This window comes from Tomitella gaofuii (genome assembly GCF_014126825.1).
GTDB classification, from domain to species: domain Bacteria; phylum Actinomycetota; class Actinomycetes; order Mycobacteriales; family Mycobacteriaceae; genus Tomitella; species Tomitella gaofuii.
Window position 1 is genome coordinate 3,041,930 of sequence record NZ_CP059900.1, and the last position, 25,754, is coordinate 3,067,683.

Genomic DNA, 25,754 nt, shown 5'->3' on the forward strand with positions numbered 1-25,754 from the left:
CTCCGCCGCCCGCATGCCGATTGTCCCGATCGAGTCGCTCCACAGTCACAGCGTAGGAGATGAGTGCGTCGCGGGAGAGTCACGGGCCGCCCCCGGGGACGGCGTCGCAGCCACGCCGTCGGCCACGGACGTCCAGGTGTCGGGGTCTGCGGCCTCCACGGCTCGGTCTTGGCCGACGGCGTCCTCCGGTACGTCGGAACGGGCGGGAAGCATCGTCTCCACCTTCGGCTCCGAGTAGACGTACTGTCCGCCGCGCAGCCACGAGGCGACGGCGGCGATCAGGCAGGCGACGATCGCGAATCCGAACGCCACTGCGAGGCCGTCGGCGAACGGGCCGGAGATGAGCTGCGGGAAGAAGCTGCGCCCCGTCAAGTAGTCGGCGTGCCCCGGCGGCAACTGCGCGAGCACGTCACCGCCCAGGAGCGAGCCGATGGGGTTGTACCCGAGCAGCGAGGCGAACAGCACCGCCACCGGCGGCAGGGCCGCGATCTGGTCCGCTTTGACGGCCGGGACGCCTTGGGCGATCAGGCCGGAAGACAGCGTGTCCGGAAGAGAATGCGACAGCCCGGTGATGATGAGGCTGAAGAAGATGCCGATCGAGAGCACCATGGCGGCGTTCTGGAACGTCGTGGACATTCCGGCGCCCACACCGCGGCGGTTCGGCGGAAGGCTGTTCATGATGCCGGCCCGGTTCGGCGCCGCGAAAAGGCCCATGCCCAGCCCGTTCACCAGCAGGATGAGAGCGAACTGCCAGTAGACGAAGTCCACCGGCAACACCATGAGCAGCACGAAGGTGGCGGCGGCGATGACCATGCCGCCGGTGGCGAAAAGGCGGGCGCCGAAGCGGTCGCTGAGCCATCCGGATACCGGTCCCGCCACCAGGAAGCCGATCGTCATGGGGACCATGTAGATGCCCGCCCACAGCGGCGTCGACTCGAAACTGTATCCGTGCTGCGGCAGCCAGATGCCCTGCAGCCAGATGATGAGGATGAACATCAAGCCGCCGCGCCCCAGGGCGGACAGCAGGCTGGCCAGGTTGCCGGCGGTGAACGCGCGGATGCGGAACAGGCCGAGCCGGAACATCGGCTCCTCCACCTTCGTCTCGACGAGGCAGAAGATCCCCAGGACGACGCCCCCGCCGATCAGGGCCGTGAGCACCCACGGGTTGGACCACCCCATCGTGTGCCCGGCGTACGGCTGGATGCCGTAGGTGATGCCGACGAGCACGGCGATCAGGCCCACCGCGAACGTCAGGTTGCCCCACGGGTCGAGCTTGGTGCGCTGACGGATGCCGGTGTCGTGCAGCCGCAGATAGGCCCACACCGTGCCGAACAGGCCGATGGGCACGGATACGAGGAACACCAGGCGCCAGCTGATCGGGGCCAGCACCCCGCCCAGGACGAGCCCGATGAACGAGCCGGCGATGGCGGTGACCGCGTTGAGGCCCAGCGCCAGGCCGCGCTGGTTGGTGGGGAACACGTCGGTGATGATCGCGGACGAGTTCGCCATGAGCATCGCACCGCCGACCCCCTGCAGCACGCGCATGACGATCAGCCACCACGCCCCCGCCGTGCCGCCCATCCAGGTGACCGAGAGCATCACCGAGAACAGCGTGAACACCGCGAACCCCGCGTTGTACATCCGCACGCGGCCGAACATGTCGCCCAGGCGGCCGAAGCTGACCACCAGCACGGCCGTCACCACGAGGTAGCCCATGATCAGCCACAGCAGCAGGCTGGTGTTGCCCGGTTCCAGCGGATTCACGCCCAGCCCGCGGAAGATGTCCGGCAGGGCGATCAGCAGGATCGACGAGTTGATGGTGGCGATCAGGCTGCCGAGCGTCGTGTTCGACAGGACGATCCACTTGTAGTGCGGCTTGCCTGTGTCGCGTTCAGCGCGGGCGTGTCTGCGTGTCTGCCGTGTCGGAGCCGTCATGCCCGACCTTCCTCTATCGACTTTCGTGGTCTCGGGGCCGGGCCCACGGTAGTCCGCACTCAATGCATCGTGCACCTAAGTATCTCGCGAATCGGGTGTGGTGGCGACACCCGGACGTCCGGATGCGGGCGCTTCGCACCCGTGGCCGACCGCCGGTGGCCGTCTTGTACTGTGATGCTGCACGCGTCGGGGGCAGTAGCTCAGCTGGTCAGAGCAGCGGACTCATAATCCGTCAGGTCGTGGGTTCGAGCCCCACCTGCCCCACCATCGGATCGATTTTCCCTCCACACGGTCGAACCCACACGCATGCCTGAAGGCACGTGCGCCGCAGCGTGTTCCCACCTCCGTTCTGGCGCCTTCCTGTCACGGCGAGAACGTCGACGGATCCGTAGCGTGGAACACAGTCGCGGAGGCCGGCTCCCGCGCAGCAGCCCCTACGCCGGTCGGCCCCACTCCCGCGCGCACAGATTCTCCCGGCACCCGCACATGCCCGGCGGTGTGTGAAGGGAGACGGTATCCGGAATCAGGAGGTGCCTGTTGGCAAGGCAGTCCCTTGCGGCCCGGTTCCGCGGGCAAATCCCGCTGGAGGCGAAGCATGCCGCGCTCTCCGCCCTGAACACCCCGTTCGACCTGCATCGGACCACACAATGGCCCACCACGGAGAGCAGGAGCAGCAGCGTGCAGCTTATTGCCTCGATGTCCAGGGCGCGCCGCTTCCGGACTCCCCTGGGAGTGCTGAACCATGCGCTCTCCTGCGCGCCCGCAACCGGCCTGGTGGCAGAGTTCGGCGTGTACTCGGGGGCGACGCTGCGACGCATCGCCGCGCGGCGCCCAGGCGCACACGGGTTCGACTCGTTCGAGGGATTACCCGAGGACTGGCGCGGTCCGTACCGCCGCGGCACCTTCGCAGTCGACCGCATCCCGCAGGTCGACGATGCGACGCTGCACGTCGGGTGGTTCGAGAACACCGTCGCACCGTTTCTGGCCGAGACGCCGGGCCCGGCCGCGTTCCTGCACTTGGACGCGGACCTCTACAGCTCCACCGCCACGGTGTTGAGCGCTTTCGCGGACCGGATAGTCCCCGGGACGGTGCTGGTGTTCGACGAGTACTTCAACTATCCGGGCTGGCAGGCCCACGAACACAAGGCGTTCTCGGAGTTCGTCGCACGCACCGGCGTGGGATTCGACTACCTCGCCTACAACAGCCGGGGCCAGCAGGTGGCCGTGCGGATACGCGATACCTTGCACGAGTAGCGCACGCAGCGCGCGCCTCGCGGCGCCGTTATCCGGCTTGTCTCCGGTGACGGATTGAAGCTGGGCGCGGACTTGAATGCCGTCGAGGTCGAAGTAGCGGTACTCGACGGCATCACAGGCATCCTGGCGACCCACGGCGTCGGTGTGGCCAATCGGCTTCCAGCCGGACGGTGTCGTGAAGGTCTCCACGACCGGCACACCCCCGGATCGTGCGATGGTCCGACGCGCGTCGACTTGATGCTCCTATTGTTGTCAGTCCCGCCCCGTACGGTTCGAGAAAATGCGGCGACCTAGGACGGTGGCGCCCGCATCACCACTATCGGAGGGCCGGGGCAATGAACAGGCACAACGTGCTCAGCGTGGTTGGACTCGGCGGACTGGCCGTCGGCATCGGGCTCGGCGTCGTGAACGGCCGATCCCCCTGGGAGACGGGCGCGTGGACCGCATCGTGGGTGGCACTCGCCGGCGCCAACGTGTGGACCGCGCGGCAGCGCACACGCGAAACAGACCTGTAGCCGGCCGGGGCTGCAGCGGTTGCTGTCACCAGGTCACGATCGTGGCCGCGCTGCACGCCGCCACCATTACAGACCAGACGACCGTCTGCACCGGTTTCGATATGCGCTCGCGGACGAAGGCCAACGACACGAATGTTGTTGCGACTGCGAATATAGACGGGTGTCCGTAAATGCCCCATGTATCCAGGTCAGGCACCACGAGCCAGGCGATCAGAGCCGCAATCACGCCTGCCGCATATGGCACGAAGCTCGCATACCAGCTGAATTCGAGCTCCGGTGTGGTGACGACTTGTCCGCCAGCGCTGGTCACGGTGCCCCGTGACCTGTAGATGGCTGCCCAGGACACGATGATCACGAGTGCGGCTACGACGACAAGGATGGTGGCAGTCACGTCCCGGATGCTAACCCGGAGGCGGCGCATGGGAGCCCCATCGGAATGACGCGCACGGGTGCCGGTGCCGGACCCCGGAACCACCTGGGCGCATTGTCGCGTGAAACTGCGGCCGCCGGCCGGCATTCCATCCTTCCGCCCCATCCCTAGTGCCGCTTGGGTGGCGAAAGCGCAAGAAAGGCACCCTCGAAAGGGTGCCTGACCTGAGATTATGCTTGCTCCCCCGACTGGACTCGAACCAGTAACCCTTCGATTAACAGTCGAATGCTCTGCCATTGAGCTACGGGGGATCACACCGGCGACAGGCGGTGCCCGCGCCGATGTCAGACTCTAGCGCACACCACACCCGGCATGCCAAATCGCCCCCGCCCTCCACCCGGATCCCGTCCGGTGCGGCGAGCGGCGTCCGGCTCCGGCACCCACTATCCTTGCTGGAAGTATGGGCCCGGGCCTTGTGCCCGAACCTGGGGAGCCGGCCGCCGCGCAGGCGGACGGACCGCGTCGACGGAGGAGAGCCGATGATCGGGATCGTGTTCGCGGCGGGCGCCGGCTATGTGCTGGGCACCAAGGCCGGACGGCGCCGCTACGAGCAGATCAGCCGTGCGGCCAAGGCCATCGCGGAAAGCCCCGCCACGCGCACCGCCCTCGACGCCGGACGTCAGCGGCTGTCGGAGGCGCTGAGCACCGAGCCGCGGTTCACGAGGATCGAGTCGATCGACGACGAAACCTCGGTGTACATCCCGGAAGCGGAGGAGCAGCGCCGCTGACAGCAGGCGGCGCGGTCAGCGGGCAGCCCGGTCAGCCGATGGGCACGTCGTCGCGCGCCCCCACCGCCTGGTCCAGCAGCCCCCGCCGGTACTGCTCCAGTGCCACCAGATCGCCGAACAGCGCCCGATACCCGTCGGCGTCCTCGGCCGGGGACATGCGCTGCAGCTTGGACTTGAGGTCGGCGATCTGCTCGCCCACCCATACCTCCTGCAACCGAGCCAGCACGCCGCCGATGTAGCGGGGCACGTCCGCCTCCGCCACCTGCATGTCCTCCACCGCCAGCTCGGAGACCAGCGAACGCACCTGTGCGCCGGTCATCCGCGGCGTCCCGTCGCCGGGACCGCCGACGAGGCCCTCACCCGCGACGGACACCGCCTCCACCCACTGCCCGCCGCCGAGCCCGGCCGCCGTGCCGCCGGCCGCCTCGATCGCCGCCCGGACCGTGGCGTACGCCGGGTGCGTGAAGCTGTCCGGGGGGAGCGAATCGAACACCGCCCCGGCGATGCCCGGCTCCTGGAGCGCGGATTTGAGGGATTCGCGCTGCGGCCACAGCGCCGGGTCGCGGCGGTCCGGCCGCGGCACGGCGGGCGCCTCCTGCGACTGCTCGTCCTCCGCACCCGGCCGGCCCGGACGCGCCGTCCCCGCGGACCCGCGCCGCCCGCCGCGGCGCGACTCCTCGCGCACCCGGCGCACCACCTGCGGGATGTTCGGCCAGCCCACCCAGTGGTCCGCGAGGCGTGTGGCGTAGCCGTCGCGCAGGGCAGGATCCTTGATGCGGGCGACGATCGGCACCGACCTGCGCAGCGCCTCGACCCTGCCCTCCTCCGTGTCCAGGTCGATGCCGGCGATGATCGACCGGATCGCGAACTCGAACATGGGCACCCGGCGCGCGATGAGGTCGCGCACCGCGACGTCGCCGTCGGCGATGCGCAGCTCGCACGGGTCCTGCCCGTCCGGCGCGATGGACACGAACGTCTGGGCGGTGACCTTCTGGTCGCCGTCGAACGCCTTGAGCGCCGCGGCCTGCCCCGCACTGTCGCCGTCGAAGGTGTAGATGATCTCGCCGCGGAAGTAGCTGTCGTCCAGCAGCAGCCTGCGCAGCAGGGTCAGGTGGTCGCCGCCGAAGGCCGTGCCGCACGCGGCCACCGCCGTGGGCACGCCCGCCAGGTGCATCGCCATCACGTCGGTGTACCCCTCGACGATGACGGCCTGGTGCCGCTTGGCGATCTCCCGCTTGGCCAGGTCCAGCCCGAAGAGCACCTGCGACTTCTTGTACAGCAGCGTCTCCGGCGTGTTGACGTACTTGGCCTGGATGGGGTCGTCCTCGTGCAACCGGCGCGCGCCGAACCCGATGACGTCGCCCGTCAGGCTGCGGATGGGCCACAGCAGCCGGCGGTGGAACCGGTCCATCGGCCCGCGCTTGCCCTGGCGGGACAGCCCCGCGGCCTCGAGCTCCTTGAATTCGAACCCCTTGCTCAGCAGGTGCTTGGTCAGCGTGTCCCACCCCGCCGGCGCATACCCGCAGCCGAACATCCGCGCGGCCTCCGCGTCGAAGTCGCGTTCGCTCAGGTAGGCGCGCGCCGCCTCCGCGTCCGGCTGCGCGAGACGTTCGGCATAGAACTCCTGCGCCGCGGCGTTGGCGGCGACCAGCCGCGCGCGCGTTCCGCGGTCCCGGCGGATCGCCGTGCCGCCACCCTCGTAATTGATCTGGTAGCCGGTCTTGTCGGCCATCTGCTCGACGGCCTCGACGAATCCGATGTGCTCGATCTTCTGCAGGAAGCTGAAGACGTCGCCGCCCTCCCCGCACCCGAAGCAGTGGAAGTGGCCGTGGTTGGGGCGCACGTGGAACGACGGGGTCTTCTCGTCGTGGAACGGGCACAGGCCCTTCATCGAATCGGCGCCGCCCCTGCGCAGCGCCACGTACTCGCCGACGATGTCCTCGATGCGGACGCGCTCTCGGATCGCTGCGATGTCACGTTCAGGGATTCGGCCGGCCACACGTGCAGTGTAGGCATCGGCGTCCCTGCCTGTCGGCCGCCCCGAACCGCCCGGCATTCCGCGCATCCAAGGCGCAGGTTCATGCACGCCCTGCCCGCGGGAAACGGAGCTCGGACCGGGCGCGGTCAAGGCTTCTTGAGTGGTGTATCACGGTGTTGCCAGGTTTCCTGCTGGTCGCGTGGGAGTCAGGCGGCGATCGCCGCGGGGTCGGTATCGTCGGTGAGTGCCTCGCTGTCGGCGCGCTCCGCCACCACCAGCACCAGCGCCGCTGCCCCGGGAGTGTCGAGCGGCGCCGGCCCTTCGACTGTCCGGGACACCAGCCGCGCCCATCTCGCCGGGGCGGGCGCGTTCAGCCTCGACGCACTGACCGGTTCCGATGCGCAGAAGGTAGCCGGCGATGCCTGATCAGCACTTGACCGCCGACGACATGCCCCTGTTCACCCGGCTGCGGATGACCGCGTTCGGTGAAGCGGTCATCGACATCGCGAACGATCCCGCATAAGACCAGTGGACGTTCTCCCAGAAGATCCGGCACGCTCCCGACACCGAGACCACCGCCCGTGCCGAACGGCGAGTACACAAGCTCTTCGCAGCGTCGCGCACCCCGAATCCGGCCGCGTGCATCGAGGACATCCACTACATCGACGGGCGGACGCTGAGCCGTGACGTCGTCGCCCGGCTGGCCGCGTGCCGGTGGATCGAGCAGGCCGGCAACCTGGTGGTCCTCGGCAAGTCCAGTGTCGGAAAGTCCTACCTCGCCCAGGCACTCGTAAACGCCGCATGCCGGCGCGACTACACCGTGAAGTACTTCCGGCTCGACGACCTGGCGAACCAACTCGCTGTCTACCACCGTAAAGACGCCCACCGGCTGCGGTTCCTTGACACGCTGCACGCCTGCGATGTTCTCGTCCTCGACGACTTTCTGACGACCTCCATCACCGGGGAAACCCCCGCCGAGTTGCTGAACATCCTTGCCGCACGAGAAGGCAGCGGATCGACCGTCGTGACCAGCCAGTTCGATCCCGAGGACTGGTACCGGTCGCTGCACGACGCCGTGATCGCCGAGTCGATCCTCAATCGCATCGTCTCGACCGCCGAACTCGTCCAGCTCGACGGCCCCAACATGCGCCTACACACCCACCGGGCCAGGGCCCCGGAAAGGTCGGGTAGCGGCGCTGCGACCTCGAACTTCGCTGTGGCGTGAACTGCGTGGCCGCTGGGAAGGATGTGACCTACGGGATTGGATGGGGGTTGCGACACCAATCCACCAAGCCCGAGGTCACGTCCGCATGACATCATCGCCCACGCCGCTCAACACCGCGACACCGACTCGCCGCGAGCGTCTGCTCGAGGTTCTCGCGGCCGTCCCTGACCCGCGTGACAGGCGCGGTATCCGCTACCCGCTCGCCGGGGTGCTGGCGCTCGCGGTGGCGGCCACGATTGCCGGTGCCCGCTCGTTCGCCGCGATCGGCCAGTAGGCCGCCGCGGCGACCTCCGAACATCTCGACGCATTCGACCTGGGCAGGACGACCATCCCGGACGAGTCGACGCTGCGCAAACTATCCGCCCGCCTCGACGGCGACGCCCTCGACTCCGCGGTCGGCGTATGGCTATGTACACGCACCTTCCATACCGGCGGGCGCCGCGTGATCGCCCTGGACGGCAAGACCGTCCGCGGCGCCCGCGACCGCAAAACGGACGGGCGTGCCCCGCACCTGGTCGCCGCGTTCGACCACGACGCCGGGGTCGTACTCGGCCAGGTCGCCGTCGACGCCAAGAGCAACGAGATCCCCGCAGCGCGAACCCTGCTCGCCCAGTTCAACCTTCACGGGGTCACGGTCACGCTCGATGCACTCCACACACAGACCGCGACCGCCGCGCAGATCACCTCCGCTGGAGGTGATTATGTGCTGACGGTCAAAAGGAACACGCCCACGCCTCATCGCAACACGGCGGCACTGCCCTGGAAACACGTTCCCGCGACCCGGACCACCAGCACAGGCTGCGGCCGGCGCGTCACCCGCACAATCAAGGTCGCCGACGTCCCCGCGTGGATCGTTCTCGCGAAGCCGCGCAGGTGGCCCAGCTGCGTGGTACCGTCACCGGCCGTGGCACGAAGTCGATCGAGGTCGTCTACCTGATCACATCGGCCGACCATGCCGTAGCTCCGCCGGGGGTGCTGGCCGCGTGGGTCCGCGGGCATTGGGGTATCGAGGCGCTGCACCATGTTCGCGACGTCACCTTCGGTGAATACCTCTCCCAAGTGCGCACCGGACAGACGCCCCGGGTCGTGGCCTCCTGCCGCAACCTCGCCGTCAGCATGCTGCGCATTGGCGGCTGGAGCAACATCGCAGCCGGGCTACGACACCACGCCCGATGGCCCGACGACGCACTCACACTGGCGCTGACCTGACCAAACCCGACTATTCCGGGGCCCACCGGGCCGACACCGTATGACCGACAGCGCGGGTGCAGTGGCCGCTACCCGGACCCACGCCCGCGCTACCAGATCATTACACGCGCGCCACCAAACGCACCGACTAAACACCGGGCCACGGATCATTCGCTGAGCTTCTTCGTCGCCGCCGAATTTGACTGCTCCTGCGCCAATAGACAGAAGTCATCGTTCAGCTTGATGACGAGGGCGATCATCAGCCGGAGTGCGATAATGTGGGCATGGAAGTGCCGTTCCTCCCCCTCCCCATTGGCCTGTGAACCATGGAGATACTTGTTCCGCAACTCCGGCCCATTGCTGAAGTCCACTTTGTTCAGGAAATAGTTGAAATACCGCCCCTCAGCGTCCGTAAGCAATGAGGTACGACGCTCTACCCAGCCACGCTGCACCATGGCCTCGACTTCCGAGCGCCCGTAGGCTGATAGATGGTAGTAACTGCAGGCTTCAGTCAGAAACAATGATTCGAGAATGAGGAACTGTTCTGCATTCGCGATCTGCACACGACCTCCCGCGTCCTTAAGGATGCCAAGCGCAAACAACCGATCAATGGCGGGTCTCTGGTGCTCGTGGTAGTCATCGTAAGAGACTTCGTTTTTCAGGAGCAGTTCAGCAGCGTTGTCGCCCGTGAACTCGTCACTGACGTACGCCAGCGGCGACTGATCCGAGAACAACGCATCCAGGATGCCGGCAATGTCCGGGCACTGGGTGGAATAGACATACTTTCCAGGTAGCAAGCTGGGGACTTGCTTGTAGCGAACCTGATCTGAGGTGATCGCAAGCAGCTCCGGATCGAGTTCTCCATTCTCGACCCAAAGACTGAACTGCGCCACGACACTTTCCATTTCGGAGAATAGGTGCCGAACGCGTTCCAGGTAGCTGGCACTGCGACTCGAGGGTCGAAACGAGAAGTTGTGGGCGTGGAACTCGTTGACGAGATAATTCTCAAAGAACCAGGAGATAACTTCCTCGAGGTCCTTGCCCTTTCTCTCCAGGTAGTGCCGGTACAGTAATATCTGAAGGCGACTGCTTGTATCGACTGCATGAAAACCTGCACCCACCTGATAGTGGGTCCTGCCATTAACCCCGATGATCCGCTCAAAAACCCCCAACTGTGCCCGGTAAGCTGGAAAGGTGAGGAGCACCTGCCGGTCCGCGAACTCGAAGAGATGCTGGAAATTGTTGAGAAAACTCGGGTTGTCTAGTGTCTCGTCCAGCCACCGACTGCTGTACGTAAAACGAGTTATGATCCCGTCGGACTCATCAATCTCGAATATCACGGGCTCGTCCTGGATGTCGGACAGCTTCACCTCGATTCCGGTCTTGAGCCCAGGATTGCTCTCAAAGAAACTCTCAGTCATTTCGACGTTTCGGCGCTTCGCCCGCAGCTTAAGCTTGGCGTCAATGCCAGTATCTGCTTTAACGGGCGCGGACTCGATCAGGCGTATATAGTTGAGATTGGCGTCCGCGCTATCGACGTACCGCACAAGGAGGGCACCTGCATCTTCCTGAGTAAGACTGCGGGGAAGATACACCTCGTCACGAACATCCCTCTGGAGGTACTTGCGGACCACATATTCGGCGTTTTTCGGCGCGGCAAGTAACAAATCGCGGACTTCGGCATCGTACGCCTCCACGAGTCTCTTGCATGCCAGCAATTCGCCTAAGTGGACGCCAGCCTGATCAAGCACTTGCAGCATCGTGGTAGCGTCACAGCACTCAAACGCCTTGTTTCGACCGAGGAGCTCAAGAAGAACCGTGTGGTACTCATGACCAACACCTCCGATCAGCGCGGCACAGTTGGCATTGTTTACCGAGGAGAAGAACCTGGCCACGATGCTGCGGATTTGGCCGATCCGGGAACTTGCTACAGCGCGCTGTGACTCGGTGTATTCGCGCGGGATCAGGTCGTACTCAAGAAACTGCTGAACGTTGTGGAGTTCGAGGATGTCCATGACATCAGTTGGAGCATGCTCTGGGTCAAACTGCTCTACGAGCTCAGCGACGCGTTTGATGTACCAGCCGACGGATAGGTCGTCGACACTGAAGAACCGGACGCGTCGCATGTTGTCGTCCTCGTTGCTCACCTACACGTCTCCACTTTCAGCACCCGCTCAGCACGTACCATTGCCAGTGCGCCCACCGGTCGTGCTCGATCGCGGCGAGCCTGTCGACCGTCTGTTTCCTCTCGAGGACCCCTCGGATCCGGTCAAATGAGGGCATTAGATTAGGTCCTTCTTCACGAGTGCCCAGTAGTGTTGGCCGAGAAAGGTAAGTTCGCATTTCTTCGACTCCATCGCCGCGTGCCACATGTGGGGCGCCCCGACCGGGCGAACGAGGTTCACCTTCACTAGTGCCTGCAGCACCGCGAAGTCCGCGTTCTTAGCCGGGTCCGGTGGAGGGGTCGAGGCCTGTTCCTTGCCGGACCGTTCGGGTTCGTAACCGGGATCGAGCCGGAGTTGCGTGGACGGCTCCTCAAATAGGACTGTAAGCTTCTGAAGCTGCGTCAGCTCGATCGGCGCGTCTGTCGACCTGAGCGAAACGAACTTCTTGACATTCGTCTTGAACACCGGCCGTTGCGCCCAAGGCCCAAGCGACTGATCGATGTGCGCGTAGACGCTACCTGGCGTCACCTCGCCCATAAGGTTGGCGGCCGCACCGTTGAGCGCGTCGACGAGGAGGCTCGTGAATACACCCGAACCGCCGGTCTCCATGGCGTACTGATTAGCCGCCGAAGCCGTCAGGATCGTGACGCCCTCCTTGACCTCCGCAATCTGCGGGATGCCCGGATGCCCACCCGCAACTCCGCTGTGGCAACTGTCGAGAATGATCACTTTGTTCTTCGCAGGCGAGCTATTCGCGTACGTCATCACATCGGTCAGCGATAGCCCGTCATGACCATTCGCGCAGTCGCTTGCGCACAAGTAGCCCCCCGCTCCGTCGATGTAGCCATGCCCGGAGAAGTAGAACAACGAGATTTCCGCGTCATCCTTGAACAAGTCTTCGACGGCATCACGCAGCTGAGTGCGAGTGACGGTTGCTCCTGGGCCAGTGCCGGTCAGCAGTAACGGCTGCGTGAAATTGAGGGTGCCGTCCGCGTGACGGTCCAGCACGTTCTTGATGCTGTAGGCATCGTTCACCGCACCATTGAGGGAGCCGATCTGAACATAGTGGTCGATCCCGACGATAAGTGCTTTACGCATGTCGGCGCACCTCAGAGCGAGTCGATGAAGCCGGAGATGTTCGCATCACTCCACACGACCGTCCGGACCCCAGAAAGGGAAGTCCGATCGTTCGAGTAGGCCCATACACCCAGGAGTGGCTTGCCCTCTTCCTTGGCGCACTGGATCTCCCACTTCTGCCCAGAAGACGTGAGCGAGTTCTTGCTCACGAGAGCGATCACGCCATGGGAGCGACGGATGCGTGTGCAGACTTTGTCCTTCCAGCCCGAGTCATAGGGTTCCTTCACCGACATGTCCGTGAACTCGTACGGTGATCGCGGGCCCAAGGACTGTCCCTTGAGGAAGTCTCTCTGCCGTTCGTCTTCGATGGCGAATGCGACGAATACGACCTTCTTCTCAGCCATGTCTGGGCCTCCTCATGTGTTCGAGCCGCGACACAGGCTGGTCGCACCCAAGCTCACCCCGACCTTAGCGAAGAGCACTGACACTTTGGCGTCCCCGACCGGAGTGCATCGAACGTTCGACCGTCGATGCATCCTCATCGCGCGGTGCAATAGGCTGCACGCAAGCACCACCCCCGTGACCGCATTTCAAAGGATTTACTTGCGAGGGCTCACGATGCGACCCTGAGGTCACCTCATAGCGTAGAACGCCAAAGCTGCTGCCGCTGTCACGTTCAACGAGTCGGCTCCGCCCATCATCGGGATCGTCGTCTGCGCTGGTCAGCGGCGAGTTCCGGATGGGGCATTTTGGGCCCACACATGTTCAGTATGTCGGGGTTCATCGCCCGCCCGAGCGCCGGCGTGTAAGAGTCGGTGGCGGACTCGGAGCAGCTCTCCCACTACTTCACCACCGGCGGCGCGCGGCCGGCTCGAAGCCGGCGCGCAAGTGAGTTGGGACTTCCATGACTTCCCCGGCGCGTTCCAGGTCACCGTCGCGGATGCCGAACCTCCGCGAAGCATCGTGATCCGCTGGGACGCCGGCGCGACATCCACCCGGAGGACGGCCACACCACTGTGGTCTTCGGTTTTGACCCCGTCGACGGCGACACCCGGACCCGGGTCACCATCACGGAGTCGTCATGGCGCCCCACCGCCAACGACGCGCAGCGGGCCTTCGGCAACTGCATGAGCTGGACGGGGATGCTCGCCGCGATGAAGGTGTGGCTGGAGCACGGGATCAACCTCAGGGAGAGCTTCTACAGTTAGCCTCAATGCCGCGCAGTTAGTTGTCGTGTCTGGTGTCAATGATGCCCGGTAGGTGTGTCGTGATGCGGGTCCGATAGTTCGTGCGGTCGACGTTGCCTTTCGCGCGGTGTTTGGAGATGGCCCGTTTCGTGACTCTGGGGCTCGAGCGTGATCGGCGGGCGGGCATGACCGCTGCCAGTGCTGCTCGCCCGATGCGGCCGGTCAGGTCGGTGCAGGGCCCGGCGAGGATGAGACCCGCATCGTGGATAGCGTCGCGGGCGGTGGTCAGGGCGATGGTGAAGCTGAGCCGGTCGGGAGCGATGTCGCCGGCGGCCAGGGCGGTGTCGGCGATCGCGGTGCGCAGCGCCTGGTGGACGATCAGGACGGCGTAGACCTCCTGGGCGACGCCGGCCGGGGTGCGTGCTCGCAGGACCCGGCCCGCGAGGATCGTCGCTTTGGTCTCCCGGTAGCTGGTCTCGATCTCCCATCGCTGGTGGTAGAGCTGCACGATCTGCCGTGCGGGGTAGCGGTCCGGGTCGGTCAGCGTGGTGATCAGACGGTAGGTGCCGGTGCGCCGGCCGCCGGCCGGGTCGAGATCGACGGTGATCTGGGCGTCGATCAGGCGCACCCGCAGATCGCCGATGGCCACGATCTGGGTGCCGTCGTCCAGGCGCTCGAGGACCTCGAACCTGCGGGCGTTCTTGCACCGTATGAGCAGGTCTGCGCCGGTGGCGGCGAACTGCTCGATCAGGGCGGCGGCGGCGAAGTTGCGGTCGCCCAGCAGCAGCATGCCGGGGCGCAGACTGTTCGTCAGGGCGGGGGCGTAGGTGGTCTCCCCGGCCCGGTAGGAGCCGAACACGGCGTCGATGACCGTGCGGGTGCCGCATGCGACGATGCTCACCAGCCGCAGCATCGGGTATCCGGCCGGTGCGTCAGGGCGGCCGGACTGGCGGCCGAACGCGCCGGTGTTGGCGCCGGTGTCCGCCACGAACATCGTGGTGCCGTCGATCGCGCACACCAGCAGGCCCCGCCAGCGCGAGGACCCGGCCGCCGGGCCGCGGACCAGGTCGAACAGTTCGGCAAGCGGGCCGGTGCCGATCCGCCGGAACGCCTGGGACAACGCCGAGCTACCGGGCGTGGTCAGGCTCAGGCCGGCGCCGCGGGCCAGGCGCGCCAGTACCTGCTGGTAGCCCACGCCAGTGAACAGCACCCCCGCGAGCAGCACGTACATCACCACCCGGGTGGGCAGGCGGCGCACCCGTTTCTGCGCCGCTCCGGCAGCCTCGATCGCCGCGTCGACCAGATCGAATGACACGATCCGGGTCAACTCGCCGAGATGACCCGCGGCGAAGGGATCCGCCGGCGCGGGCAGCGGGGCAGGGATGACAGACTGGGACGGCAACGGAACTCCTTTGGTAGCAGGGCGTCTTGTGAGGACACCCCTTGCCTACCGTGGAGTTCCGTTGCTCTTCGCCCGACACGCCGCAGTCACACTTGCCACACCAGCCACACCACTAACTGCGCGGCATTGCAGTTAGCCCCCGGCCAGCCGACCGGATCCGAGCACCTCATACCCGCTGCTAGCACCTTGGATTCAAGCGCCGCACGGAGAAAACAGCGCGCGGATCGAGATGTCGGGCCCCTACGCCCAACCGGCCTGGTCGGCGCGGCCCTCGCGGTCGATGCGCTCGAGCCGGCTCTCGGTGTACGAGGCGATCTGGTCCACCACCACCCGCACGCGGCGCGCGTCGTCCGGGGCGCGTTCCCAGTCGGCGCGCAGCATCGGATCCAGCGACCCCGGCGCGGTGCTCAACAGCCACTGCGCGGCCCTGTGGATCCGCTCACGCTCCCGGTCCTGCCGCTTGCGGTGACCGGGATCCGACATCACGTACCGCAGTGCCACCGTCTTGAGCAGCAGCACCTCCGCCGCCACCACGGCCGGCACCTGCAGGTCGGCGTCGTAGCGCCGCAGGCGGCCCTTGCCCGCGACGGACCGCGTGCCGGCGATCGCCGCGGAGGTGAACCGGCCGACGAGTTCGCTGGTCATCCGCTTGAGCGCCACCGAGGAGGGCAGGGAGCCGTCGTAGACGCCCACCGATTGCACCACCGGCAGCACGGACAGCCGCTGCGCGGCCTCGATCAGCTCGTTCTCCCCCACCGCGGAGAACTCGGACCAGCCCATCGTCGCGAGGGCCCGCTGTTCGGCGGGGTCGGCCAGGGCGCGCAGGTCGATGCGCCCGGAGATCACCCCGTCCTCGACGTCGTGCACCGAGTAGGCGACGTCGTCCGCCCAGTCCATCGCCTGCGTCTCCAGGCTCTGCCGCCCCTGCGGCGCGCCCTGGCGGACCCAGGCGAGGATCGCGGCGTCGTCGTCGTAGGCGCCGAACTTGGCGCCGGGGGCCTGCCGCAGCCACGGGTACTTCATCGCCGCGTCGAGCGACGCCCGCGTGAGGTTGAGGCCCAGTCCCTCCCCCTGCGGGCCCAGGACCTTCGGTTCGAGGCGGGTGAGGATGCGCAGGTTCTGCGCGTTGCCCTCGAACCCGCCGCACTGCGCGGCCACCTCGTCGAGCGCCCGTTCGCCGTTGTGGCCGTAGGGCGGGTGGCCGATGTCGTGGGCCAGCCCGGCCAGGTCCACCAGGTCCGGGTCGCAGCCGAGTCCGTCGGCGATGCCCCTGCCGATCTGCGCCACCTCGATGGAATGGGTGAGGCGCGTGCGCGGGGTGTCGCCCTCACGCGGTCCCACCACCTGGGTCTTGTCCGCCAGGCGGCGCAGGGCCGCGCTGTGCAGGACGCGGGCGCGGTCGCGTGAGAACGCGCTCCGATGCTCGGCGTCCGCCCCGGTGAGGCCGGCCGTCTTGGGCGCCTCGTCCCCGATGCGCTCGAGGTCTGCGGGTGTGTATCCGCTCACCGGCGTACCTGGCCTTCCCTCGTCTGCGTCCCGCGTGCACCGCTCGCGGTGTCGTGTTCCGACGCCCGCGCGTCCGGCGCCGTCACTCCTTGATCACATCAGGAAAGTCGGCCTGATAGTGGGTGAGCTGGTACCACAGCAGCGCGCCCGTCTCCCGCACGATGCCCTTGATCTGCGCAGACCTCGTGGTCACTGCCGGCCCGCTGCGGGTGGGGGCGACTGTCGCCTCCAGCCCGGAATCGCGTGCCATGGTGCGCGCCCGCAACGAATGCCACGGGTCGGAGGTGATCACGATGGAGCCGACGCGCCGACTCTGCAGCATGGCCGACACCGCGTCGATGCTGCCGAGGGTGTCGGACCCGACCGCCACTGCGAGCACACTGTCGGCGGGCACGCCCTGCTCGATCAGATACTGCCGCCCCGCCTCCGCCTCGGTGGTGGAATCACCCTGGATCTTTCCCCCCACGGTGACGATCGTGGGCGCGACGCCCTCGTCGAACAGCTCCGCGGCCATGTCCAGCCGCGCCTGGAACACCGGCGACGGCGTGCCGTTGTACTGCGCGGCGCCCAGAACGAGGATCGCCCCCGTCGGCGTCCGGTCGTCGATTCGGGCCACCTGCCACACGCGGAATGCGGTGCCGGCCACCAGCAGCACGCCGACGATCAACACGCCCGCGACTCCGCGACGCAGCCACCGTGCCAGCGTGCCGCCGACCCCCAATCCAGTGTTCATCGCCGACCAGTCTGCCAGCGCACCCGCGCGCGCCGCGACGCCGCACCCCGGGCCGTTACCTCACCCTGGCCTTACAGCTAGGTTCTGGGTATGCGTCTCGCCCGCCCCCGCACACCCGGACCCGCCCCCTGCGCACCCGCCGTGACGTGTCCCCGCACCGCCGCGCGGGTCGTTTCGGCATCCCGCCGGGTGGTCACCGCCGCGGCCGCGCTCGCCGTGGCGTTCCTGCTGGCCTGCGCCGGGCTGCTCGCCCAGCCCGCCACCGCGGAGGCGGAGGCCCCGTTCCGCCTCCCGCAGCAGATCACCGACCATGCCGGCGCACTCGGGGATCGCGCCGGCGATGTCCAGAACGCGGTCGACGACCTCTTCGCGCAGCACCACGTGCAGCTCTGGGTGGTCTACACCGATTCCTTCGACGGCATGGACGGCGAGCAGTGGGCCCGACAGACCGCGGCGGCGAGCGGCCTCGGATCCGACACCATGCTGCTCGCCGTCGACACGGGCGACGGCGCGTTCGGTTTCACCGGCTCGGTGACCGGCCTGAGCGACGCGCAACTGTCCTCCGTCATGAACGACGACATCGTCCCGAAGCTCCGCGAGCACGACTGGGCGGGGGCGGCGATCGCCGGGGCGGGCGGCCTGTCCTCGGCGCTCGACGGGCCCAGCTCTGCGCCGCTGATCGTGGGCGTGGTGATCCTCGTGCTCATCATCGGCGGTGCGCTCGTGTGGGTGCAGCTCCGCAAGCGCCGTCGCCGGCGGGCGGAGGCCGCCGCGGCACGCGACACCGACCTCACCGACCCGCGGAACCTCGCCGGGCTGTCCACCGAGGCGCTGGACACGCGCTCGCGGGAACTGCTGGTGGAGACCGACAATGCGCTGCGCACCAGCTCCGAGGAGCTGCGGGCGGCCACCGACGAGTTCGGCACCCGCGCCACGGAGCCGTTCCAGTCCGCGCTCACCGCCGCGCAACGGGCGCTGTCCGAAGCGTTCGGCATCCGCCAGCGGCTCGACGACGCCATTCCCGAGACTCCGGACCAGCGGCGCAGCATGCTCACCGATCTGCTCGTACACACCGGCCGCGCCAATGCGGCACTGAACGAGCAGGTCGAGAACTTCGACACGATGCGCGATCTGGTGATCACAGCTCCGGTCCGGTTGGACGCGCTGACCGAACGGCTCGTCGCCCTCAAGGCGCGCCTGCCGAAGGCCCGGTCCACCTTCGCAGACCTGCAGTCGCGGTTCGACGCCTCCGCTCTCGCCGCCATCGCACCGAACATCGGCATCGCCGAGCAGCAGGCAGACTACGCCGACGAGGGCATCGCGGACGCGCGCACGGCGGTGTCCGGCCCGGGCGGCGCCCCCACCGACGCGGTACGCGGCATCCGGGCCGCCGAGCGCGCGCTGGATCAGGCGGGAGCGCTGCTCGACGCCATCGGCACCGCGGAATCCGATATCCGGCACGCCGTCGCCGAGATGGCGGCGACCATCGCGGACGCGCAGCAGGGCGCGGACGTCGCCCGGAGCCTGTCGGATTCGGGTGCGATCCGTGTCGAGGCCAACCGTGCCCGGCTCGACGAGGCGCGTGCACGCGTCGAGGCGGCACTGGCCGACGCGGAGAAGCACAAAGAGTCCGACCCGCTGGGCACCTACGAGGCGGTCGTCGAGGCCGACGCGGAGCTCGACACCGTCTACGCGGACACCACCGATCGGGTGCACGCCCACGCGCGCGCCCGGGACCTGGTGGATCAGACCCTCCACAGCGCCCGGGCGCGGCTGGACGCGGCGGAGGACTTCATCGGCCCCCGGCGCGGCGGCATCGGACCGGAACCGCGCACCCGCCTGTCCGAGGCGCACCGCCGGTTCGACGAGGCCCGCCGCCTGCGCGACACGGACCAGCAGGCGGCCCAGCGCGAGGCACACGCCGCGGCCTCCATGGCCCAGCAGGCGCTCGACCTCGCGCAGCGGGACTTCACCCACTGGTCCGGACCGGGCGGGTTCGGCGGCTACGGCGGCTATCGGGGCCGGCGTTCGTCCGGCGCGGGCATGATGCTCGGCGGGATCCTCATCGGCTCGATCCTCGGCGGCGGGCGCGGCGGGGGCTTCGGCGGCGGCGGTTTCGGCGGCGGGGGCTTCGGCGGCGGCGGGGGCGGCGGTTTCGGCGGCGGGGGCCGGTTCTGACCGACACGGACGGCGACCGTCCGCGGCCGGCCGGGGACGACGGCGACGGGTTCGGCGGAGCACCAGCAAACGTTGCGCACGCCGCGACGGCCGCGTTCCGGGACACCATCGCCGTCGGCTTCGGGCTCTTTCCGCTGGGGCTGGCCTTCGGCGTGCTGCTCTCCCAGTCGGGGCTGGCGTGGTGGTGGGCGCCGGTGTTCTCGATGATGATCTACGCGGGGTCGCTGGAGTTCCTGGCCATCGGGCTGCTGCTCGCCATCACGCCGCTGGCGCAGGTGGCGTTGACGGCGTTCATGGTGAACTTCCGGCACGTCTTCTACGCCCTGTCGTTCCCGTTGCACAAGGTCCGCGGTCCGCTCGCCCGGACATACAGCATGTACGCGCTCACAGACGAGTCGTACGCCGTGACCGCGACCCGTCCGGAGGCGGAGCTCACCGGCGGGCGGGTGCTGGGCATCCAGATGTTCTGCCAGCTCTACTGGGTGGGCGGCGGTCTCGCCGGGGCCCTGGTGGGATTGGCGATCCCCGGCCGGGTGGAGGGGCTCGACTTCGCACTGACCGCGCTGTTCGCGGTGCTCGCCGTCGACGCCTTCCGGGTGCGCCGAGACATCCCCACACCGGTGCTGGCGCTCGCCTGCGCGATCGGCGCGCTGTTCGTCCCCTCCGGCGCGTTCCTGGTCGTCGCGATGGGCGCGTTCACCGTCGTCCTTCTCGCCCGGTACGGCGTGCGGCGCACTAGGCTGCGGCGCAGTGCGCCACGGGTCAGGCCGTCGACGCAGGACGCCGGGAGTCCCGACGGGCCGGACGCCCGGAAGGGGGACGCGTGACCATGCCGTCCACCGGATACCTCCTCGGCGCACTCACGGTGATCCTCGTGGTGACGTTCGGTCTGCGCGCGCTGCCGTTCGCCTTCGTCGCGCCGGTGCGCTCGTCGTCGCTGCTGCGGTTTCTCGGAGCGCACATGCCCGTGGGCATCATGGTGATCCTCACCGTGTACACGCTGGCGGGCACCCCGCTCACCGTCGCGGGCGCGGCGCCCGCGGCTGCGGCGCTGGCGGCGAGCATCGGACTGCACCTGTGGCGCTCGCATGCGCTCGTCAGCATCATCGGTGGGACGGGCCTGTACGTGCTGCTGGTGCAGCTGTGGGGCTGACGGGCCCCATCACCCGCAGGGCCCGCCGCTTGCGGGGCCCGTCACAGCCAGCCGTTGCCGTCCGCCAGCAGCACCGCCTCCGCACGCGTGCGCGCACCGGTCTTGCCGATGGCCGACGACAGGTGGTTGCGCACCGTCCCCTCCGACAGGTGCACCCGCCGGGCGATGTCCGCGACGGTGCCCCCGGTGCGTGCCGCGCGGAGCGTGTCGGCCTCGCGCGGGGTCAGCGGCGAGTCGCCCAGCACCAGCGACTCCGCCGCCAGCGCCGGATCCACGACCCGCAGGCCCGCGTGCACCCGGCGCACGGAGTCGGCCAGTTGCCGCGCCGGCGTGTCCTTGACGACGAAGCCGGCCGCCCCCGCCGCCATCGCCCGCCGCAGATAGCCGGCACGCCCGAAGGTGGTGACGATGAGCACGCGGCACCACGGCGCCTCGTCGCGGATCGCCGCCGCCACGGCGATGCCGTCGGCCCCGGGCATCTCCACGTCGAGCAGGGCCACGTCCGGCCGGTGCGCGTGCACCGCGTCCAGCACCTCGTCGCCGCGGCCGACGTCGGCGACCACCGCCATGTCCGGCTCCATCTCCAGCAGTGCGCTGAGGGCGCCGCGCACCAGCGCCTGATCGTCGGCCAGGACGAGTTGGATGGCGGCCGCACCGCCGGCCGCGTGTTCCGATGGCCCGCTGGTCACATGACCTCCAGTTCCAGCCGCATGCCGCCGAGGGGCCCGCGCCCCAGCCGCAGGACGGCGCCCGCCGCCTCGGCCCGCGCGCGCAGTCCGCGCAGCCCCGAACCGCCCGGCCCGACTCCGTCGCCGCGCGGCCCCACGGGAAACGTGCCGTCGTCGTCGACGGTGATCCGGCGCGGGCCGAGAGTGACCGCACACCGGCCGGCGCCGCTGTGGCGGACCACGTTGGTCACCGCCTCGCGCAACGCCCAGGCGAACAGTTCGCGGCGCACCGCCGGAACGATGTCCCCGCTCCCGGGAAGGTCCGCCTCGATTCCGGCCGCCGCGAGCGCCGTACGCGCGGAGGCCAGCTCCCCGTCGAGGATGACCGAGCGCATCTGCGCCACTGTGCGACGGACGTCGGCGAGCGATTCCCGCGCCAGGTCCTCGATGTCGGACACCTCGGCCCGGGCCCTGGCACCGTCGCGCGCGCCGATCGGCCCCTCGCCCTGCAACAATCGGCCTGCCAGCTCGGCCTTGATCGCAACCACCGACAGCGAGTGGCCCAGGATGTCATGCAGGTCACGCGAGACCCGTTCGCGTTCCGCGACCACGGCCAGTTCCGAAAGGCTCTCCCGCGCCGCCCGCAGTTCGTCGTTGCGCGTGATCAACTGGCCCACCCCCCACGCCGCCACGGCGCCCAGGACCAACTGTGCCAGGAACATGTCCTCGCTCTCCCACCCCGGCACGGTGTGCGTGAGCACGGCCGCCGCGACGATCACCGCCCCGGCGACGGACCAGCCGAGCCGCGAGGGCAGCACCATCACCGCCAGGACGACGATGTACATCATCGCCCCCACGACGTCCTCCCCCACGACCGGCGCGACGGCGGCGAGCAGCACCGCCATCATCGCCAGCCCCGTGGCCGATTCGGAGATCGACACGGACGGCGGGCGTCCTTCTCGGTTCCAGGTGCGCGCGCGCATGAACGTCCCGACGAACACGGCCGCGAACAGCGCGAGCCCCACGAGCGCGGCGATCCGCGCCCACAGCTCCGGATAGCGCCACGCCTCCACCGCGGGATAGATCAGGTAGAGGAGCCACACCACCGCGAAGATCCAGGGACGCCGCCCCCACGCCCGCCCCACCGGGGCGGGTACGGGCATTTCCGCACCACCGGCCGGGCCGTGCGCAGCAGCCTGCGCGCGGCCCGATCCGGTCGCATCCCGGCGGACGGTGTTCACCGTCATCACGCTATCCGGTGCGGCGCCCCGAACCACACCGTGCACCTCACACCCGGCGGGTGTCGCGACGGAACAAGTACGCAGCGCCCACGATGAACACCGCGGCCCACACCACCAGGTTCAGCACCGCCAAGGCAATACTCGCGCCGTCGCCGCCCGTCAACGGGTAGCGGGCCAGCTCGGCCAGGCCGTAGGTGGGCATGAACGCGGCGATCGTGCCGAACACCCCGCCGTCGATCGGCACGAACAGCCCACCGGCGAACGAGAGCAGCGCCAGGCCCGGGCCCAGTATCTGCATGACGTTCTCCGACGGAAGCAGATAGCCCATGAACAGGCCGAAGGCGGCGAACACCAGCGATCCCAGCCACGCGATGAGGGGCGCGGCGATCCACACGGCGCCGGAAGCCTGAGCGCCGGTGAACGCCCCGACGATGAACACCACGACGACCGACGCCAACCCGAGCGTCATCGCCACGAGCGCCTTGGTCGCGATGTACGCCACGGGCCGCAACGGGGTCAGCCGCAGCTGGCGGCTCCACCCCAGTTCCCGCTCCACCGAGACCATCGCCCCGCCGCTCGTCGTCGCCAGCATGGCGCCGTAGACCGCCATGCTGATGAGCACGTACATCGTCACGTTGCCGCCGCCCGGCCAGTCGTCGGGAAAGTCGGTGCTGTAACTCTGCGTCAGCCCGAAGATCAGGTAGAAAACCGGGGGCATGGCGATCGCGAAGATCAGCACGCGCCGGTTGCGCAGCAGCCGGCGCAGTTCCAGCCGCAGGAAACCGAGGCTGAATCCGCCCCGCGCGGGCACTGCCCGCGGCGCCCGGCCCGCGACCGCCGTCCCGAATGCGTGCTCTTCCGTTGTCATCGCCCGCTCCTGATCGTCTGGTCGGCCCGTTCCGCTTCCGCGTCGGCGCCTGCGCTCACCGGGTCCGCGCTCCCGGGGTCCGCGCCGGTCGTCAGCGCAAGGAAGGCGTCCTCGAGGTTCCGGGACGTCACCTCCAGGTCGTGCGCCGCGGTCTGTGTGAGCAGGTACCGTGCCACCGCATCGGAGTCGGCGGTGTGCACCAGCACCTTGTCGCCCCGCAGTTCCACGTGGTCGAATCCCGGGGCGGTCGTCAGTCGTGCCGGGTCGGCGCCCGGGAGGGTGGCGGACACCGTTCTGCCCGCCGCCAGATTCTTGATCTCCGCCGCACTGCCGTCCGCGACGATCCGGCCCGCGCGGACGAGCATGATCCGGTCCGCGTAGGCGTCGGCCTCGTCGAGGTAGTGGGTGGCGAACAGCACCGTCCTGCCGCGGCGGGAGTCCTCACGCATCGCCGACCAGAAGTCGCGGCGCCCCTCGACGTCCATGCCGGTGGTCGGCTCGTCGAGCACCATCAGGTCCGGATCCGGCAGCAGCGCCATCGCAAACCGCAGCCGCTGCTGCTGCCCGCCGGAGCACTTGTGCACCGGCCTGGCGCCGATCCCGTCGATGCCGGCCCGCGCCATCACCTCGTCGACCGGGCGCGACGACGCGAAGAGCGACGCGAAAAGGTCGACGGTCTCCCGCACGGTGACGTCTCGCAGCAGGCCGCCGTTCTGCAGGACCGCGGCCACCCGCCCCGCCGCCACTGCCGCGGACGGGTCCCCGCCGAACAGCCGTACCTCTCCCGCATCGGGTGTCAGCAGGCCCAGCAGCATATCGATCGTGGTGGACTTGCCCGCCCCGTTCGGGCCGAGGAAAGCGACGATCTCGCCGGGCCGCACCGTCATGCTCAACCCGTCCACGGCGGCCACCGGGGGCGCGCCGCGGACGGTGAATTGTTTGCGCAGATCGTGCAACTCTATTGCCGGTGCGGTGTCCATGTTCCGATCATGCCGCCCGCGCCCGGCGGACACCCCGTCCGTCGGTCACGGATCAGGCGTGACAGATGTCATGATCACAGCGGTGGCCGTGCGCGCCCCGGCGTCCGCCGGTCCGCCCGTACCAGCCCACACCGACCCGCCCGCAGTCCAGACGAAGGCCTCAGATGACGCTTCCCAGCGAACCCCTGCCCCGCACCCGCCGGCCGCGCAATCCGCTCTCGGCGCTCGCCCGCCGCCTGGGCCGGCACGAGTGGTTGATGCGGCTGGCGCCGGCGATCATCCTGGTCGAGTCGTTCCTGCGCCGCTGGAGCGGAAACCGGATGAGCCTCGTGGGCATCGCGGGACTGCCGTCGGTGCAGATCACGGTGCCGGGCAGGCGCACGGGCATCCCGCGTACGACGGCGCTGCTGGCGGTGCCGCTGGACGACGGCTTCATCGTCACCGGGTCCAATTGGGGCCGCGCCGAGGCGCCCGCCTGGGCGTGGAACGTCGGCGCTGTCGAGCATGCCGAGGTGCACGTCGGCGCGCGCGCGGTGACCATGCGGGTGCATCGCGTCCGCGAGGCCGAACGCCCGCAGTACTGGGCGGACATCGTGCACTATTGGCCCGGCTATGCGATGGAGCAGCGGCTCGCGCCGGACCGGCTGTTCCCGATGTTCCACCTGCGTCAGTGTGGCGGTACCGCGCCGCCGGGCCCGGCGACGCACGGCGCCGCCCCCGCCGACGACGAAGCGGCGGGGGCGGCGGCCGGACGGCGCGGAAGCGGCCGGCCTGACACGCGGACGCGCTGCGCGGTCAGCTCAGCCCGGAGATCGAGTCGAACAACCCGGAGCTGCCCAAGCCGGAGCTGCCCAGCCCGAGATCGGTGCTGCCGAGCCCCGACTGCGCGAGCGCGGTGCTGCTGCCGGCGCTGAAGAGTTGGAAGATCACGTTGATGGTGACCGGCGTGTCCCCCGAGACGACGTTGTTGGGCACGATGTCCTGCTTTCTTGTGGTGTGACTGGTGGTGCAGCGGGGACCGGGCGCCGTTCCGGGACTCCGGCGGCGGCCCGGGCCGGGGCCCGGCAGCCTTAGACGAGGCCCGCCGGGGTGACGCCGTCGACCGGGCCGGTGTCTCCCGGCGTCGTCGCGGCGTTGCCGTTGCCCACCGAGCTGCTTCCCATGTTGAACAGCTGAAGGATGACGTTCGAGACCGCGGCGATCGCGCCGCTGGTAGGGCCGTTGATCACGGATACTCCTGAACTGTGTGAGGCGGACGCCGGGCCGGGCGGGCGGTCGTCGGAGAACTGCGAATCCGGCGACGACGCGCTGCCCCGGCCCGGCGCTTCCGCTCGGGAGCGGAG

At 68.7% G+C, this 25,754-nt stretch carries 25 protein-coding genes, 2 tRNA genes and 3 pseudogenes; 13 read left to right on the forward strand and 17 right to left on the reverse strand.

Annotated elements, in window-relative coordinates:
• Nucleotides 1-45: 45 nt before the first annotated feature.
• Nucleotides 46-1,935 (reverse strand): MFS transporter, encoded by a 1,890-nt coding sequence (locus H4F70_RS14050; protein ID WP_182357614.1) that lies wholly within the window; start codon nucleotides 1,933-1,935, stop codon nucleotides 46-48.
• 189 nt (nucleotides 1,936-2,124) lie between these two features.
• On the opposite strand from H4F70_RS14050, the gene H4F70_RS14055 reads away from it, so the two are divergent.
• The 3 genes from H4F70_RS14055 to H4F70_RS14065 all read left to right on the forward strand — a co-directional run bounded on the left by H4F70_RS14055 (nucleotide 2,125) and on the right by H4F70_RS14065 (nucleotide 3,704).
• Nucleotides 2,125-2,202, forward strand: a tRNA-Ile gene (locus H4F70_RS14055).
• Between the two features lie 270 nt (nucleotides 2,203-2,472).
• The gene (locus H4F70_RS14060; protein ID WP_235681117.1) at nucleotides 2,473-3,189 is read left to right on the forward strand and encodes a class I SAM-dependent methyltransferase; all 717 of its coding nucleotides are present in this window, start codon (nucleotides 2,473-2,475) and stop codon (nucleotides 3,187-3,189) included.
• A gap of 335 nt (nucleotides 3,190-3,524) precedes the next feature.
• Nucleotides 3,525-3,704 carry a hypothetical protein gene (locus tag H4F70_RS14065; RefSeq protein ID WP_182357615.1) on the forward strand — a complete coding sequence of 60 codons (180 nt, stop codon included), beginning with the start codon at nucleotides 3,525-3,527 and terminating at the stop codon, nucleotides 3,702-3,704.
• Between the two features lie 25 nt (nucleotides 3,705-3,729).
• Here the strand turns inward: H4F70_RS14065 and H4F70_RS14070 are convergent, their stop codons facing one another.
• Both H4F70_RS14070 and H4F70_RS14075 read right to left on the reverse strand, forming a co-directional pair.
• Nucleotides 3,730-4,095: a hypothetical protein gene (locus tag H4F70_RS14070; RefSeq protein WP_182357616.1), complete on the reverse strand. Its 366-nt coding sequence runs from the start codon at nucleotides 4,093-4,095 to the stop codon at nucleotides 3,730-3,732.
• Nucleotides 4,096-4,313: 218 nt separating this feature from the next.
• A tRNA-Asn gene (locus H4F70_RS14075) sits at nucleotides 4,314-4,385 on the reverse strand.
• 228 nt (nucleotides 4,386-4,613) lie between these two features.
• Between H4F70_RS14075 and H4F70_RS14080 the strand changes: the two genes are divergently transcribed.
• Entirely contained in the window at nucleotides 4,614-4,862 is a 249-nt protein-coding gene (locus H4F70_RS14080) for a hypothetical protein (protein WP_182346891.1), read from the forward strand.
• Between the two features lie 31 nt (nucleotides 4,863-4,893).
• On the opposite strand, the gene dnaG is transcribed toward H4F70_RS14080, so the two are convergent.
• Both dnaG and H4F70_RS20845 read right to left on the reverse strand, forming a co-directional pair.
• On the reverse strand, nucleotides 4,894-6,861 hold the full coding sequence (gene dnaG, locus H4F70_RS14085; RefSeq protein ID WP_182357617.1) for a DNA primase: 1,968 nt from the start codon (nucleotides 6,859-6,861) through the stop codon (nucleotides 4,894-4,896).
• 185 nt (nucleotides 6,862-7,046) lie between these two features.
• Nucleotides 7,047-7,178 (reverse strand): hypothetical protein, encoded by a 132-nt coding sequence (locus tag H4F70_RS20845; protein WP_268968331.1) that lies wholly within the window; start codon nucleotides 7,176-7,178, stop codon nucleotides 7,047-7,049.
• Nucleotides 7,179-7,378: 200 nt separating this feature from the next.
• Between H4F70_RS20845 and H4F70_RS14090 the strand changes: the two are divergent.
• From H4F70_RS14090 to H4F70_RS20230, 4 genes and pseudogenes are all read left to right on the forward strand, one after another.
• Nucleotides 7,379-8,065: pseudogene (locus tag H4F70_RS14090) on the forward strand (ATP-binding protein); the annotation flags it as partial.
• A gap of 85 nt (nucleotides 8,066-8,150) precedes the next feature.
• Nucleotides 8,151-8,339, forward strand: a complete 189-nt coding sequence (locus tag H4F70_RS20220; RefSeq protein ID WP_220471711.1) for a transposase family protein — start codon at nucleotides 8,151-8,153, stop codon at nucleotides 8,337-8,339.
• Nucleotides 8,340-8,411: 72 nt separating this feature from the next.
• On the forward strand, nucleotides 8,412-9,002 hold the full coding sequence (locus H4F70_RS21210; RefSeq protein WP_372497600.1) for an ISAs1 family transposase: 591 nt from the start codon (nucleotides 8,412-8,414) through the stop codon (nucleotides 9,000-9,002).
• Nucleotides 8,912-9,274 (forward strand): hypothetical protein, encoded by a 363-nt coding sequence (locus tag H4F70_RS20230; protein WP_220471712.1) that lies wholly within the window; start codon nucleotides 8,912-8,914, stop codon nucleotides 9,272-9,274. The genes H4F70_RS21210 and H4F70_RS20230 overlap by 91 nt, the downstream gene beginning before the upstream one ends.
• Before the next feature lie 146 nt (nucleotides 9,275-9,420).
• Here the strand turns inward: H4F70_RS20230 and H4F70_RS14100 are convergent, their stop codons facing one another.
• The 3 genes from H4F70_RS14100 to H4F70_RS14110 form a co-directional block, all read right to left on the reverse strand.
• Nucleotides 9,421-11,400 carry a hypothetical protein gene (locus H4F70_RS14100; protein ID WP_235681119.1) on the reverse strand — a complete coding sequence of 660 codons (1,980 nt, stop codon included), beginning with the start codon at nucleotides 11,398-11,400 and terminating at the stop codon, nucleotides 9,421-9,423.
• 135 nt (nucleotides 11,401-11,535) lie between these two features.
• Nucleotides 11,536-12,516: a caspase family protein gene (locus tag H4F70_RS14105; protein WP_182357618.1), complete on the reverse strand. Its 981-nt coding sequence runs from the start codon at nucleotides 12,514-12,516 to the stop codon at nucleotides 11,536-11,538.
• An 11-nt stretch (nucleotides 12,517-12,527) separates the two neighbouring features.
• Nucleotides 12,528-12,899 (reverse strand): TIR domain-containing protein, encoded by a 372-nt coding sequence (locus H4F70_RS14110; RefSeq protein WP_182357619.1) that lies wholly within the window; start codon nucleotides 12,897-12,899, stop codon nucleotides 12,528-12,530.
• 612 nt (nucleotides 12,900-13,511) lie between these two features.
• Between H4F70_RS14110 and H4F70_RS20660 the strand changes: the two genes are divergently transcribed.
• Nucleotides 13,512-13,703, forward strand: coding sequence for an SRPBCC family protein (locus H4F70_RS20660; RefSeq protein WP_235681120.1), 192 nt, complete (start codon nucleotides 13,512-13,514; stop codon nucleotides 13,701-13,703).
• 16 nt (nucleotides 13,704-13,719) lie between these two features.
• Here H4F70_RS20660 and H4F70_RS14120 read toward each other — a convergent pair whose 3' ends face one another.
• From H4F70_RS14120 to H4F70_RS14130, 3 genes are all read right to left on the reverse strand, one after another.
• The gene (locus H4F70_RS14120) at nucleotides 13,720-15,084 is read right to left on the reverse strand and encodes an IS4 family transposase (protein WP_220471713.1); all 1,365 of its coding nucleotides are present in this window, start codon (nucleotides 15,082-15,084) and stop codon (nucleotides 13,720-13,722) included.
• A gap of 240 nt (nucleotides 15,085-15,324) precedes the next feature.
• Nucleotides 15,325-16,590 carry a deoxyguanosinetriphosphate triphosphohydrolase gene (locus H4F70_RS14125; RefSeq protein ID WP_182346889.1) on the reverse strand — a complete coding sequence of 422 codons (1,266 nt, stop codon included), beginning with the start codon at nucleotides 16,588-16,590 and terminating at the stop codon, nucleotides 15,325-15,327.
• Nucleotides 16,591-16,672: 82 nt separating this feature from the next.
• Entirely contained in the window at nucleotides 16,673-17,323 is a 651-nt protein-coding gene (locus tag H4F70_RS14130) for a YdcF family protein (RefSeq protein ID WP_182346888.1), read from the reverse strand.
• Between the two features lie 189 nt (nucleotides 17,324-17,512).
• Here H4F70_RS14130 and H4F70_RS14135 point away from each other — a divergent pair, with 189 nt between their 5' ends.
• From H4F70_RS14135 to H4F70_RS14145, 3 genes are all read left to right on the forward strand, one after another.
• Complete coding sequence (locus tag H4F70_RS14135; RefSeq protein WP_182357620.1) at nucleotides 17,513-19,501, forward strand: TPM domain-containing protein; 1,989 nt, start codon at nucleotides 17,513-17,515, stop codon at nucleotides 19,499-19,501.
• Nucleotides 19,502-19,608: 107 nt separating this feature from the next.
• Nucleotides 19,609-20,328, forward strand: coding sequence for an AzlC family ABC transporter permease (locus H4F70_RS14140; RefSeq protein WP_268968402.1), 720 nt, complete (start codon nucleotides 19,609-19,611; stop codon nucleotides 20,326-20,328).
• Nucleotides 20,329-20,330: 2 nt separating this feature from the next.
• Nucleotides 20,331-20,654 (forward strand): branched-chain amino acid transporter permease, encoded by a 324-nt coding sequence (locus tag H4F70_RS14145; protein WP_182360429.1) that lies wholly within the window; start codon nucleotides 20,331-20,333, stop codon nucleotides 20,652-20,654.
• A gap of 41 nt (nucleotides 20,655-20,695) precedes the next feature.
• Here the strand turns inward: H4F70_RS14145 and H4F70_RS14150 are convergent, their stop codons facing one another.
• From H4F70_RS14150 to H4F70_RS14165, 4 genes and pseudogenes are all read right to left on the reverse strand, one after another.
• On the reverse strand, nucleotides 20,696-21,343 hold the full coding sequence (locus H4F70_RS14150) for a response regulator transcription factor (RefSeq protein ID WP_235681122.1): 648 nt from the start codon (nucleotides 21,341-21,343) through the stop codon (nucleotides 20,696-20,698).
• Entirely contained in the window at nucleotides 21,340-22,485 is a 1,146-nt protein-coding gene (locus H4F70_RS14155; RefSeq protein ID WP_182357621.1) for a sensor histidine kinase, read from the reverse strand. Before H4F70_RS14155 ends, H4F70_RS14150 begins: the two co-directional genes overlap by 4 nt.
• A gap of 124 nt (nucleotides 22,486-22,609) precedes the next feature.
• The gene (locus tag H4F70_RS14160) at nucleotides 22,610-23,431 is read right to left on the reverse strand and encodes an ABC transporter permease (RefSeq protein ID WP_182357622.1); all 822 of its coding nucleotides are present in this window, start codon (nucleotides 23,429-23,431) and stop codon (nucleotides 22,610-22,612) included.
• Nucleotides 23,428-24,336, reverse strand: a pseudogene (locus H4F70_RS14165) (ABC transporter ATP-binding protein); the annotation flags it as partial. The gene H4F70_RS14160 and the pseudogene H4F70_RS14165, both read right to left, overlap by 4 nt.
• Before the next feature lie 395 nt (nucleotides 24,337-24,731).
• On the opposite strand from H4F70_RS14165, the pseudogene H4F70_RS20995 reads away from it, so the two are divergent.
• Nucleotides 24,732-25,019, forward strand: a pseudogene (locus tag H4F70_RS20995) (nitroreductase family deazaflavin-dependent oxidoreductase); the annotation flags it as partial.
• Nucleotides 25,020-25,206: 187 nt separating this feature from the next.
• Here the strand turns inward: H4F70_RS20995 and H4F70_RS14175 are convergent.
• Nucleotides 25,207-25,386: a hypothetical protein gene (locus H4F70_RS14175; protein WP_182346882.1), complete on the reverse strand. Its 180-nt coding sequence runs from the start codon at nucleotides 25,384-25,386 to the stop codon at nucleotides 25,207-25,209.
• A 95-nt stretch (nucleotides 25,387-25,481) separates the two neighbouring features.
• Nucleotides 25,482-25,640, reverse strand: coding sequence for a hypothetical protein (locus H4F70_RS14180; RefSeq protein ID WP_182357624.1), 159 nt, complete (start codon nucleotides 25,638-25,640; stop codon nucleotides 25,482-25,484).
• Nucleotides 25,641-25,754 lie beyond the last annotated feature (114 nt).